Raw genomic sequence first — 13,030 nt, forward strand, 5'->3', positions numbered from 1 at the left:
CCCTCTATCGAATTGTGTCTAAGTTATTGACATACGAGCACCTAAAGAAAAATATAGTGGTATTATTTTAGGTGGTATTGTTTTTCAACAAAAAGAGAGTGAGGCTGAAAGTAGTGCTTCAAGTAAGGGAACCAGCGTACAAAACCACTACGCTTATGCCGTGGCACTTAGTTTGAAAGAAACAGATGACCGGGTCGCGCCTAACTTGAATTTATTAACAGTTAAGCCAGCTCAGAACAACGCACGAAATGTCATCAATGTGGGTATTCAAAATGATCAATCTATTTTATTATCAAAGGTTAAGGTAGACGCTAAAATATATGCTAAAGGTGGCAAGTCACCAGTATATTCGTCGTTGACTAATGAGATGCAGATGGCGCCAAATAGTAATTCCCCGTATCCTGTTGCATTAAAAGGGACAGCAATGAAACCTGGTAATTACACGTTGAAACTAGCTGTCACGGGCACTGCTTACGACAAGCCGAAAACGTGGCATTTTACAAGAGATGTTAAAATAAAGTCAACAGAAGCAAAAACACTGAATCAATCTGATGTTGATTTAAAAGCAAATACGAATAACAATAACTGGATCTATATCCTTATAGGTGCTTTGTTGTTCCTCGTGATTATACTATTAATCGTTGTTTTGATTAGGCAAAACAAAAAATCAAAATCGTAATATTGAAACTTAATGACTAACATTTAAAAAAGTACGAATCGCTATTTAGTCGATTCGTACTTTTTTAAGGTTTTAATTAATTCGAGTTAAAATTTTGGCGTATAAGCCTCACCTAAACGCGTAATCATAAAATATGATAAGCTATAAGTATCATATTAATGACAATTGTCACCACTTTAGCTAGTCGCTTAAGGTATGAGTTCTGGCACAATTAAAACGGAGGAAGCGTACGAGTTATTGTACGCATATGGCAACGTATGAAAATAGCAATTGCAGGATTTGGCGCACTTGGTGCACGATTAGGTGTTAAGTTACAAACTGCTGGTCATGAGGTTACGGGAATTGATGGGTGGCCAGCCCATATTGCCGCCATTAATACCAATGGCTTAACCGTCATTCATGATAATCAAGCGCCTAGGAAGTATTTTGTACCTGTTATGACAGCGCAAGAAGTTACCGGAGAATTTGATTTAATCATTCTATTAACAAAGACACCGCAACTTGATCGCATGTTAACAGATATTGCGCCAGTTATTACTAAGAAGACACAATTACTTGTGTTATCTAATGGTTTAGGAAATATTGAAGTCATCGAAAAGCATGTGGCACGTGATCAAATTTTGGCTGGGGTGACACTATGGACATCAAGTTTAGTCAAGCCAGGGGAAATTCATACGACTGGTAGCGGTTCGATTAAATTACAAGCCATCGGTCACGCGAATGCTAAACCAGTGGTTGATGCCATGAATCAGGCTGGATTACATGTTGAACTGACTGATGACGTGTTGACTGCGATTTGGCATAAAGCAGGGATCAATTCAGTTTTGAATCCATTGTCGGTACTACTAGATGCTAATATTGCTGAATTTGGTACTGCTGGCAACGGGATGGACTTGGCTTTAACAATACTGAATGAAATTCAAAAAGTCGGTGCATTGCAGGGTATTAAAGTGGATATTGCTGCAATTATGTCTGATTTAACAAATTTATTAAAACCAGAAAATGCGGGAAATCATTATCCATCGATGTACCAAGATATTCAAAATGGTAAGCGAACAGAGATTGATTTTTTGAATGGTTATTTTGCAAAAATTGGTCAGCAAGAAGATGTGCCAACACCGCTCAATATGATGATTACACACCTGATTCACGCCAAAGAAGACATTGAACGTGTCAAAATTGCTAAACAGCAGGAAACTTTTGAAATTTAGTTTATAACTAAGTGGCAATTATATGACGTATTTTTAATTAACGCATATAGAATCATTGGAGGATAAATATGACAAAGACGATTGAAACAGCTATTTTTGCCGGCGGCTGCTTTTGGTGCATGGTTGAACCGTTTGATTCATTACCAGGTATTGAAAAGGTACGCTCTGGTTATACGGGTGGACACACAGTCAACCCAACTTATGAAGAAGTAAGTTCACATACAACAGGTCATACAGAGGCCGTCAAAATTTGGTTTGACCCTGAAAAGCTGACTTATGATGAACTTGTAACCATTTATTGGGAGCAAACTGACCCAACAGATGCCATGGGTCAATTTCAAGATCGTGGTGATAATTATCGTCCAGTGATTTTTGTGGCCAATCAGGCACAGCGCGAAATTGCTGAACAGTCAAAAGCTAGCCTTCAGGCTTCTGCTCGTTTTGAACAACCAATTGTGACAACGATTGAGGATGCCAAACCATTTTATGATGCAGAAGAATATCATCAAGATTTTTACAAAAAAGAACCTACGCGTGAAGCCTTAGAAATGGAACAACGCTTGGCATTTAAACAAAAAAATTGGCAAAAAAAATAAACAGCGTGAGCTGTTTTTATTTTGTATTCGGATTGTGACGCCAAAATCAGCTGTTATATGGTAAAATAAATAGGTTATAGGTGGCTACAAAAACACCTAATTAATGAGGAGAATACGTTAAATGAGATACCAGTCATCGGTATAATTTAACGGTCAAAATAAAATGCAACTTGAATTCTTAGGAACCGGCTCCGGGCAACCATCAAAATTTAGAAATGTCACAAGTATTGCATTACGTTTGCTTGATGAACGTAATGCCGTATGGCTATTTGATGTTGGTGAAGCAACACAGCATCAAATTTTAAAAACAACGATACGGCCACGTAAAGTTGAAAAAATATTCATATCACATTTACATGGTGACCATATTTTTGGATTACCTGGTTTTTTAAGTTCGCGGTCATTTCAAGGCGCTGATAAAAATGAGCCATTGACAATTTATGGGCCAAAAGGTGTTAAAGAGTATGTACAGACTGCCTTACGTATTTCAGAAACGCGTTTATCTTATCCAATCGTGTACGCTGAACTTAAGGAAGGGGTCATTTTTGAAGACAAAACTTTCCGTGTTATTGGCGCCAAAATGCGCCATCGTATTGAAACATGGGGCTATCGTGTCGAAGAAAAAGACCATCCGGGTGAACTATTAGTCGATAAACTACGTCAAGAAAACATACCATCAGGGCCAATATTTGGTCAGCTTAAAGCCGGTAAAGTGGTGACTTTACCAGATGGCCGTGTTTTGGATGGTCAGGATTATATCGGTGCAAGCCAAAAAGGCCGTGTTGTGACTTTTATTTTAGACACGCGTCCTAACGATAATGTTGAAATATTGGCTGACCATGCGGATGTTCTTGTGCACGAAAGTACGTATGGTGCTGGAGAAGAAGAAGCAAAAATGGCGCGTGCCCATGCACATTCAACTAGTGTGACTGCTGCAAATGTAGCTCAGCGAGCACACGTCGATAAACTCGTTTTGACCCACTTATCTGCACGTTATGTTGGGCCAATGGTTAAGACATTGATTACAGATGTTCGCCGTATTTTTCCAAACACAACCGTTGCTAGAGATCTGGATATCATCAATATTCCATTTAAAAAAGAGGTGTGAATTCAATCGTTCACGCGTTAAAGAAGGTTACAATGAGTCAAAAAAATTGGCAAATATTGTCAAAACCACCTGAAAAAGTTGTGCGACAACTGCAAACACAATTAAATATTGACCAAATTGCAGCGACGATTGTTGCACAAAAAGGATATACAACCCCTGAAACTGCCTTTCAGTATTTACAACCAAGTATTGAGCAGTTGCATGATCCCATGCAACTACATGATATGGACAAAACGTTTGAACGGTTGACAGAAGCAGCTTTTGGCGGTGAAAAAATTGTGGTGTATGGTGATTATGATTTAGATGGTGTCACCAGTACAGCAATTATGGTAGAAGCGCTTGAAGTGTTGGGAGCAGATGTTACGGCTTATATCCCCAATCGCTTTTTAGATGGGTATGGCCCAAACATTGATGCCTACAAACGTTTAATTGATGCTGGCGCCCAAGTGATCGTTACAGTGGACAATGGTGTTAGTGGTCATGAAGCTGTGGCTTATGCCATGGCTCAGGGTGTTGATGTGATTATTACTGATCACCATGAAATTGGGCCAACTTTACCTGAGGCTTTTGCAATCGTACATCCTAGACATCCTGATGGGCACTATCCTTTTGATGACCTTTCAGGTGTCGGTGTGGCATTTAAAGTCGCTCAAGCATTACTCACTGATGGGCAACCCGTAACAGATAAAAGTGACCTACCAACCGAGATGCTTGATTTAGTGGCACTTGGCGAAATAGCTGATATGGTCTCATTAACTGATGAAAATCGAACATTGGTGTCTTGGGGCCTAAAACAAATTAATGATAGTCCGCGTCCAGGGCTGTCAGCGCTTTTAAAAAATGCTGGACAGGCAAGTAACCAGCCGATTATTTCAGAAACAGTATCCTTTAAAATAGCACCGCGTTTAAATGCGGTGGGTCGCTTAGGAGATGCTAGTTTAGCGCTAGATCTACTACTCAGTCAAGATGCTGATACAGCAACTGATATGGCTTCACAAATTGAAGCCATTAATGCAGAGCGTCAAGAGATTGTGGAAGAAGTATTTGGTGCTGCCAAGCAAATTGCATTATCTGAGGAACATATTAACGATCAAGTGCTGGTTGTGGCTGGTCAAGACTGGCATCAGGGTATTTTAGGTATTGTAGCTAGTCGACTTGTTGAGCTGTTACACAAACCAGTCATTGTGTTAAGTTTAGTTTCTGGTAGTTACAAAGGATCAGGACGTTCTTACGGTAATTTTGATTTGTATACTTTAATGGGAAATTATCGTGAATTATATGATACTTTTGGAGGTCATGCTAGTGCCTTGGGATTAGCCATATCCGAGACTAATTTGGCACGTTTACGTGACCAGTTAGCTGATTTACCTGCTCTCGAATTAACACAACAAGCTGTTGATGTGAATATGATGTTGACAACGCAGGAGTTAACGACAACTGTTTACGATGCATTAACCCTGCTGGAACCATTTGGTACAGGCAACAGGCAGCCTATATTTGAGATACAAAACCCTAAAATTGAAAAAGCCATTACGATGGGATCAACAAAGCAGCATATTAAGTTGACTTTGCCCAATCAAATTGAAGCAGTAGGGTTTAACCACCCAGACTGGACAGGTATTGTTGTTAAACCTAAAAATGTGTCGTTTGTCGCAACACTGGGTATTAATTATTTCCGTGGTATGAAGCGATTACAATTACTCTTAACTGACGTTGCCATACCAGAAGTTGCTGAAAACGATGCACATAAAAAATTCTTTGCACAAGTTTATAAATTTATTTATAGCCATCAAGATTTAAATTTTGCGCAAAACTTGGATAAAATTGCCAAGTTGTTACACATCACAAAAAAAGATCTTAATATTATGGTGCAAGTCTTTATTGAATTAGGGTTTGTCCGGATCAGTGATGGCGGTTTCGTAAAAATTGTTCCTAATGCACCACAAAAAGCATTATCATCGTCAGTAACTTATCAAAAGTTCCTGGCAGACCGTTAAATGATTAAATAGAAAGCATGAGTACTTAATACAAAAAGTGTGACTGAGGCTGAATTTGATTCGGTTGTGCAGGCATGCTTGTGTACTCTGAGAGAAAAATGACAGTAGATTTACACAATTACGTTGCCACAGTTGAAAATTTTCCAGAACCAGGCGTTGATTTTAGAGATCTATCACCCTTGATGGGTGATGGCGTAGCTTATAAACAAGCTGTTGATGAAATTGCTGATTTTGCCAAGGACTTAGCGATTGATCTTATTGCTGGACCAGAGTCACGGGGGTTCATTGTTGGCTCACCTTTGGCCTATGCACTTAATGTTGGCTTCGTTCCTGCGCGTAAGGGCGGAAAATTACCACGTGAGGCAGTTAGCGCCTCATATACATTGGAGTATGGTGGTGAGAATGTTCTTGAAATTCATAAAGATGCAATAAAACCAGGACAGCGTGTTTTAATTGTTGATGATTTACTAGCCACTGGCGGTACAATTAATGCTACACGTGAAATTATTGAAAAGCTCGGTGGCGTCGTTGCTGGTGTGGCTTTCATCATTGAATTAAAAGCATTGCATGGGCGTGAAAAGATTATGGAGGCTGGGGATGTACCAGCCATGGCTTTAATGACTTATTAATGTGTATAAGAAAAAATGAGACCAGAACTTGAGTTCTGGTCTCATTTTACGATGAATACTTGATCATGAATAAAATCAAATGGTTGGTGATGTTTGTTCAGTGATAAGGGGGCAGAAAGATCTGCCATTTGCCAAAACTGTGTTGAATTAGTCGCACGGTTTTTTTCGCCGATCACAATAAAATCACCAGTGAAGTGTTGCTGACGGAGGGCAGCGAGTATATCAACATCACTGATATTAGTATCGGGCGCCCAACTCATTATCACAACCTCAAATGAAAGTGTCTCAACAGCCTGTAATCCACTCATTTGTGTGACCTGTGTCCAAGGATCAGGCGTTTGAATATCTTGATTTTCCCAAGCAAAGGTATCAGTAGCGACTACGTCATCACCAAGATCACGTAAGCCAGAGGCTAATATACCATTACCAGCCATGACTTCTAAAACGCGACGGCCCGCAATAAATTGATGAAGATCATTGAGCCAAAGTTTATTGGGTAAATGCCAGATGCCAAAAGTAGTAATTAATTCTTGTCTAAAACCAGATAACAAGTCATCAACTGGCATGAGACGTGGGGTGTGTCGTATTTGTGATTCACTAAAGCTCAAGCGTGGTAAGGGTTTAACTGGCAATTCATGTCTTTTTAGTGCTTGTAAGGTATCACTTGCAATAATGAGTTTCTGTTGTATCCAAAGTTGCTCAGGAAATTGTTCAGCGTACGCGCGTAAATTATTGCGCATCATCTGTGACATCCCGACGATGATGTGTTTCGCCTGCTCGAGACATATAGATATTATAGTTTTTACCTTGATGAACAAATTCAGCATTGTGTCCTTTTTTAATACGGTGTTTTAATCGCCAAATGGCAACCAATGTGATGACACCACCAACGGCTAAGCAAACCAGTATCACTAAGAACAGGATAGCGATGATTGAAAATATCAGGGGAACGGCCACACCAATGATTGTTAAGAGTATAGGAATAAAAATGAATAAACCAATGAGTGCTGTGACAAGTACACCAATAAATTGAAACATCTTTTTCATATTAATAAGCCTCCAAAATAAGTTTTGAATCTCGTTTAATGCGCATACACACTGAGATTTTGTAGTAATATGTCAGGCGTTACACGTTGTGTCAAGTGTGGTGTAAAAGCAGAGACTAATTTGTTAGCTGAACAATCAGTTAACACGGTTGTTTGTGATGGCGTTGAAACATCAATTGCCACACCGGCTTGAATTTTTGGCATGAGCTGTTGTGCTAATTGTTGTTCTTTGATAACAGCACGAATCGTTTCCTTGGTTTGCCGATTACTGATAAAATCGGGCACATTGAGCTGTGTTGTCTTTGCGATAGCAATCACCAACTCATGACTATAAGACTGGTTATTTGTAACTAAGGCTTGTTGCAATGCCATCAAAAAAGAACGTGCTTTTTTGTTACCTTCAAGTTGTGCCGCTTTAAAATCAAGCGCAACGCGACAAACAGTTGGTAGTGTTTCCGGTCGGGAACCTGCTGGCGTAAATGATTCTAACTGTTGCCTAGCATCTGTAGTCATAATTGGAATAAAGTGAATGCTTGTTTTTTGTTTTAGGCTTTCTGCTACGGTTAACAGGCATTTTTCGGTGCGAAAGCAGTTTTCTGAAAGTGGTTTTAAAAACTGATAAATATCAATCATTGGTGTGATCTCCGTGAAGTGCATTTTATTTAATATCCAAAAATTTATTTTACCCGCAAAATAGTGACTTGTCGACTGTTTTGCTCAAAACGAGCAGTAAAATGTGTTAAAATGAAGAGTAACAGATTAAGGGATTGTGCGCATTTTCCCAAAGTGGGTGAGTTGATTAACAGTTGCTTTTGGGTGGTACGGACTTTTTTAATGCTGTAGTGTCGGTTTTTTCCGAACTACTATGACGTGTAGAAAGAGGTGTCGGCATGGATTGGGATCGGTTTTTCGTTCCGTACAAGCAGACGGTAACAGAGTTAAAAATTAAATTACGCGGTTTACGCGATCAATATGAAAAAGATGGTAAAAATTCACCTATCGAATTTGTAACAGGGCGTGTTAAAACACAAGCATCTATTGAAGAAAAAATACTGAGACGACATTTGGATGAAAAACGATTGTCTCTTGATTTACAAGATATTGCCGGTGTGCGTATCATGACAAAATATATAGAAGATGTCTATACGGTTGTCGAGTTATTACGTGACCGAACAGATTTTCAAATTTTAGAAGAACGTGATTACGTGATGAACGCTAAGCCTTCTGGTTATCGTTCATACCACATTGTGGTTGAGTACCCTGTACAAATGTACGGTGGCGAACGCAAAGTACTTGCCGAAATTCAAGTGCGAACGATTGCCATGAACGTGTGGGCAACGATTGAACATGATTTACGTTATAAGCACGGTGATGAGTTGCCTGCTGAGGTTGCAGATCAGCTGACAGTTTTAGCTGACAAAAACTTCGAATGGGATCAAAGGGTCAGTGAGATTCGGGCGACAGAATGAAGATAGCAATTTTTAATAACAATGTCACAAGCTCACAAAAGATTACGCAAGCGCTTATTTTAGGATTACGCAAGCGTCATGTGGTCATTGACAATGAGAACCCTGACATTGTGGTTTCAGTTGGTGGTGATGGGACACTTTTGGGTGCTTTTCAGCATTATGTTGATCAAATTGAACATATACGCTTTGTTGGTTTGCACACAGGACACTTGGGATTTTATACGGATTGGCTGACTAGTGGGCTTGATGAGCTGATTGATAGTTTAGCAAAAGATAATGGGCAAAAAGTCACTTATCCGCTCCTTGAAATGACTGTTGTATATGACAGTGGTGAGCATTACAAGTTTTTAGCATTAAATGAGGCAGCAATCAAGCAACCTATTGGCACATTAGTAGCTGATATCTATTTAGGAGATCAGTTGTTTGAACGTTTTCGTGGTGATGGCATTGCCGTAGCGACACCGACTGGATCAACGGCTTATAATAAAGCCAATGGCGGTGCCGTTTTACATCCAAATATTCCTGCCATTCAAATGTCTGAAATTGCATCGATTAATAATCGTGTTTTTCGAACTTTGGGATCGCCGTTAGTTGTTCCTGAAGGGCAGGAAATTATTATGAAACCAAAAAGCGACCATTTTTTGGTGATGTATGATCAGTCGGATATCAAGGTGAAAAATATTACTGAATTACGATTTCGTGTTGCTGATAAAAAAGTGCATTTTGCGGCCTATCGTCATGTCGATTTTTGGCAACGTGTTCATCGTGCGTTCATTAGTGATATTTAATAATCAATGCAAATAATTTAAATTAACGAAGGGAGCATTTAACCAACAGCTATTGGTTGAATGCGATACATAGCAATGCAATTTACATGGACATATTCTGGTACTGAACAACGAAAAGTGAGAACATTTTTACAGGCACATGGTGTTTCGCATCGTATGTTTAGTCAAATGAAACACAATGGCGGTGCTATTTTAAAAAATGATAAGCAGGTTTATACGTCAGATTATTTAGATGATGGCGATCAAGTCACCATCATTATGCCGACAGAAGCAAGTAATGATTTAGTTGTTCCAGACTATAAGCCATTGGATATTATTTTTGAAAATGAACATTGGCTCGTTGTTGATAAACCGTATGGTATTACGACAGTACCAGGACACGCAGATCGGTTACACACATTAGTTAATCAAGTCAAAGGTCATTTGGAAGAAACGCATGCCGAAGACTTGGTACCTCATGTTGTGACGCGTTTAGATCGTGATACATCAGGTATTGTTTTGCTTGCTAAACATCGTTTTGCGCATGCAGTGATGGATCAGCAATTACAAGAACATACGGTTGAAAAGTTTTATTTAGCCTATACGAGTGGTATTCTTCCCGATGATCATGGTGATATTCAAGCACCGATTGGTCGTGTAGATGGGGATTTCATCAAACGTGAGGTGCGCGATGATGGTAAACCTTCGCGTACTGAATATTGGGTTGAACGTCGCTATGATGAAAATGGTCAACAGCCAATGACACGTGTTAAGGTACAGTTGCATACTGGTCGGACGCATCAAATTCGTGTTCATTTTCAAAACATTGGGCATCCATTAGTTGGGGATGATTTATATGGTGGACCACTTTGGTATGGTTTAAAAAGACAAGCCTTGCATGCGTATCACATGCGTTTCTATGATCCTTTTATTGAGTCATACCGTGAATTTAATACGAAACTACCAGAAGATTTAAAAGGGTTAAGAGATTTGAAATAAAAGACCAATTCATTAATAATCAAACGATGACAACTGTCATTGTGGTGAGAAAGGCGTGAGGGAAGCATGGCTGATCAACTTGAACAATTGAACGAAACGATTGAACTTTTGTCTGATCTTCTGCATTCTGGACAAGACACTGAATTTATAGAAAGTTTTGAGTCGCTGCATGATTTTGAAATGGCACAGGTCTATGCAGAGTTACCCGCACAATTTCGATCAGTGGCTTGGCGTTTACTTTCGGATGATGTATTAGCTCGTGTTTTTGATAATTTAGATGTTGACGAAGTCGATATTGTGACGTTGTTGCAAGAAATGCCGCCACAACGTGGTGCACGCATATTACAAGAAATGTACGCGGATAACGCAGCAGATTTGTTACAGGAGATGCCTGCGAGGCTAGTCGCAACCTATCTAAGTTTGATACCAAAAGATGAAGCAAATGTGATTCGTAAATTAATTAATTATGATGATCAAACTGCCGGATCATTGATGTCAACCGAATACTTGGCAGTCGAAGAGGATTTGCATGTCGATGAAGTCATGCGTTTGGTCAAGAAACAAGCATTAGAGGCTGAATCGATTAGCTATGTCTATGTTTTAGATTCTCAAGATCAGCTGACAGGTGTGATTTCGTTACGTGACTTATTAACGCATTCGGACGATCTGGCTGTCTCAGAAATAACAAAAGATCGTATTGTGAGTGTTAAAGCTGGTGATGACCAAGAAGATGTTGCTCAGATTGTGGCTGATTATAACTTCCTATCCATCCCAGTTACTGATGATAACAACCGGTTATTAGGTGTTATTACAGTTGATGATATTGTCGATGTTATTGATGAAGAGGCCGTAGAGGATTATTCTGGTTTGGCTGCCGTTAACGTTAGCCAAATTAATGATACACCTTGGCATTCTGCCGTTAAACGTATCCCGTGGTTAATTGCACTTTTGTTACTTGGTATGACTACGGCAACGCTAATTAGTTCATATGATGATTTAGTACGGCGCGCATCAATATTGGCAGCATTTATCTCACTCATCACGGGAACTGCTGGAAATGCGGGGACACAGGCGCTAGCCCTAGCGGTTCGTCGCATTGCAGTTGGAAGTGAGCAAACTGGATGGAAAGACTTTCTAAGTGAGATTGTAGCTGGTATTATTGTTGGTATAGCTACTGGTGTGTCGGTTTTTACCATTGTTGCGGTGTGGAAACAAAATACCATGTTAGGTGTTGCCGTTGGTTTGGCGATGACGATGGCAATTATTGTTGCTAATTTAGCCGGATACTTGATTCCAGTGGTCATTGATAAAATTGGGTTTGATCCAGCTGTAGCTAGTGGCCCATTTATTACCACATTGTCAGATTTAACATCGGTGCTCATCTATTTTAGTGTCGCACAATTGTTTATCGCTCATTTTGTGGGAGGTTAAGTTCTCAATGAGAATTTAATACTTGTCGTGTTACAATGTATGATGAAAATACTGTAGGAGTAAAGAAATATGCCAACGCGTGAAGAAATTAGATTAGGTCAAAAAGGAAAGCCAAGAACACCTAAAAAAAAGCACCGCATTCGTAATACAATTTTAATCATTATTGGTTTAATTGTGTTAGCCGGTGTGGGTACTGGTGGTTATGCTTATTACAAAATGAATCGCACGATTACCAAGATTCAAAATCCGTCCAAGACAACCAAAAAGGCAGATCAAGTGACATCTGCTAAAAAGCCGGTTTCGTATTTATTATTGGGAACAGATACTGGTGAATTAGGACGTGATTATAAAGGTCGCACAGATACTATGATTGTGATGACTGTTAATCCAAAAACAAATGTGACCACTATGACTTCCATTGCACGTGATACATTGGTAGATGTTAATGGTCAACAAATGAAAATTAACGCGGCTTTTGCATATGGTACAGCGGATTCAGCGTTAGAAGCCGTAGAAAATTTATTAGATATTAAAATTAATGGCGGCTATATTTTGATTAACATGGGTGGCCTAGTTAAAATGGTCGATGCTGTTGGTGGTGTTGACGTGACTTCACCATTAACGTTTACAACAGAAGGGGATGATACACAAGCAGATTCTAAGAGTCAATACTCATTTACTGCTGGACAAAGTTATCATATGGATGGTAATGAAGCCCTAGCCTTCTCGCGTATGAGACATTCGGATCCAAATGGTGATTATGGTCGTCAAATGCGTCAGCAACTGATTATTCGTGCTGTTTTGAAAAATTCGGCAAATGTGGGTAGTTTGTTTAATGATTCACTGTTGACAACACTTTCGAATAATGTACAAACAGATGTCTCAACAACGTCTATGAAGAATTTGGCTATGAGCTATCGTTCAGCATTAGGAAATATTAAACAAGACCAAATGCGTGGGACAACACAAAGTATGGGTGCTCTGGGATCAGTGGAAGTCATGAGTCAAACAGAAATTGATCGTGTACACACGGCTATTACAGAACAAATGTCAGAGTAATAAAAAAACAAGTAGTGATACTTGTTTTTTTATTGCAAA

14 protein-coding genes are annotated in these 13,030 nt (G+C 39.4%); 11 read left to right on the forward strand and 3 right to left on the reverse strand.

Going from position 1 to position 13,030, the window contains the following annotated elements; genetic code table 11:
* The first annotated feature begins 76 nt into the window (after positions 1–76).
* The 6 genes from LKI_RS09155 (at position 77) to LKI_RS09180 (ending at position 6,220) form a co-directional block, all read left to right on the forward strand.
* Positions 77–679 (forward strand): DUF3324 domain-containing protein, encoded by a 603-nt coding sequence (locus tag LKI_RS09155; RefSeq protein WP_278183707.1) that lies wholly within the window; start codon positions 77–79, stop codon positions 677–679.
* A 257-nt stretch (positions 680–936) separates the two neighbouring features.
* Positions 937–1,890, forward strand: coding sequence for a ketopantoate reductase family protein (locus LKI_RS09160; protein ID WP_013103867.1), 954 nt, complete (start codon positions 937–939; stop codon positions 1,888–1,890).
* Positions 1,891–1,958: 68 nt separating this feature from the next.
* Positions 1,959–2,486, forward strand: coding sequence for a peptide-methionine (S)-S-oxide reductase MsrA (gene msrA / locus LKI_RS09165; protein WP_013103868.1), 528 nt, complete (start codon positions 1,959–1,961; stop codon positions 2,484–2,486).
* Between the two features lie 163 nt (positions 2,487–2,649).
* Complete coding sequence (gene rnz / locus LKI_RS09170; RefSeq protein ID WP_013103869.1) at positions 2,650–3,594, forward strand: ribonuclease Z; 945 nt, start codon at positions 2,650–2,652, stop codon at positions 3,592–3,594.
* A gap of 32 nt (positions 3,595–3,626) precedes the next feature.
* The gene (gene recJ / locus LKI_RS09175) at positions 3,627–5,591 is read left to right on the forward strand and encodes a single-stranded-DNA-specific exonuclease RecJ (RefSeq protein WP_013103870.1); all 1,965 of its coding nucleotides are present in this window, start codon (positions 3,627–3,629) and stop codon (positions 5,589–5,591) included.
* A 98-nt stretch (positions 5,592–5,689) separates the two neighbouring features.
* The gene (locus LKI_RS09180; RefSeq protein WP_013103871.1) at positions 5,690–6,220 is read left to right on the forward strand and encodes an adenine phosphoribosyltransferase; all 531 of its coding nucleotides are present in this window, start codon (positions 5,690–5,692) and stop codon (positions 6,218–6,220) included.
* Between the two features lie 41 nt (positions 6,221–6,261).
* Here the strand turns inward: LKI_RS09180 and LKI_RS09185 are convergent, their stop codons facing one another.
* From LKI_RS09185 to LKI_RS09195, 3 genes are read right to left on the reverse strand one after another with little or no spacing between them, the layout of a single operon-like run.
* Positions 6,262–6,963, reverse strand: a complete 702-nt coding sequence (locus LKI_RS09185; RefSeq protein WP_013103872.1) for a class I SAM-dependent methyltransferase — start codon at positions 6,961–6,963, stop codon at positions 6,262–6,264.
* Positions 6,950–7,267: a hypothetical protein gene (locus tag LKI_RS09190; protein WP_013103873.1), complete on the reverse strand. Its 318-nt coding sequence runs from the start codon at positions 7,265–7,267 to the stop codon at positions 6,950–6,952. Before LKI_RS09190 ends, LKI_RS09185 begins: the two co-directional genes overlap by 14 nt.
* Positions 7,268–7,302: 35 nt before the next feature.
* The gene (locus tag LKI_RS09195) at positions 7,303–7,899 is read right to left on the reverse strand and encodes a DsbA family protein (protein WP_013103874.1); all 597 of its coding nucleotides are present in this window, start codon (positions 7,897–7,899) and stop codon (positions 7,303–7,305) included.
* Between the two features lie 257 nt (positions 7,900–8,156).
* Here LKI_RS09195 and LKI_RS09200 point away from each other — a divergent pair, with 257 nt between their 5' ends.
* From LKI_RS09200 to LKI_RS09220, 5 genes are all read left to right on the forward strand, one after another.
* Complete coding sequence (locus LKI_RS09200) at positions 8,157–8,735, forward strand: GTP pyrophosphokinase (RefSeq protein ID WP_013103875.1); 579 nt, start codon at positions 8,157–8,159, stop codon at positions 8,733–8,735.
* Entirely contained in the window at positions 8,732–9,523 is a 792-nt protein-coding gene (locus LKI_RS09205) for an NAD kinase (RefSeq protein ID WP_013103876.1), read from the forward strand. The genes LKI_RS09200 and LKI_RS09205 overlap by 4 nt, the downstream gene beginning before the upstream one ends.
* Positions 9,524–9,598: 75 nt before the next feature.
* The gene (locus tag LKI_RS09210; RefSeq protein ID WP_013103877.1) at positions 9,599–10,501 is read left to right on the forward strand and encodes an RluA family pseudouridine synthase; all 903 of its coding nucleotides are present in this window, start codon (positions 9,599–9,601) and stop codon (positions 10,499–10,501) included.
* Positions 10,502–10,567: 66 nt separating this feature from the next.
* Entirely contained in the window at positions 10,568–11,932 is a 1,365-nt protein-coding gene (gene mgtE / locus LKI_RS09215) for a magnesium transporter (RefSeq protein WP_013103878.1), read from the forward strand.
* A gap of 69 nt (positions 11,933–12,001) precedes the next feature.
* Positions 12,002–12,991: an LCP family protein gene (locus tag LKI_RS09220; protein ID WP_013103879.1), complete on the forward strand. Its 990-nt coding sequence runs from the start codon at positions 12,002–12,004 to the stop codon at positions 12,989–12,991.
* The last annotated feature ends 39 nt before the right edge of the window (positions 12,992–13,030 follow it).

The sequence above is a fragment of the Leuconostoc kimchii IMSNU 11154 genome, assembly GCF_000092505.1.
Taxonomy (GTDB): domain Bacteria; phylum Bacillota; class Bacilli; order Lactobacillales; family Lactobacillaceae; genus Leuconostoc; species Leuconostoc kimchii.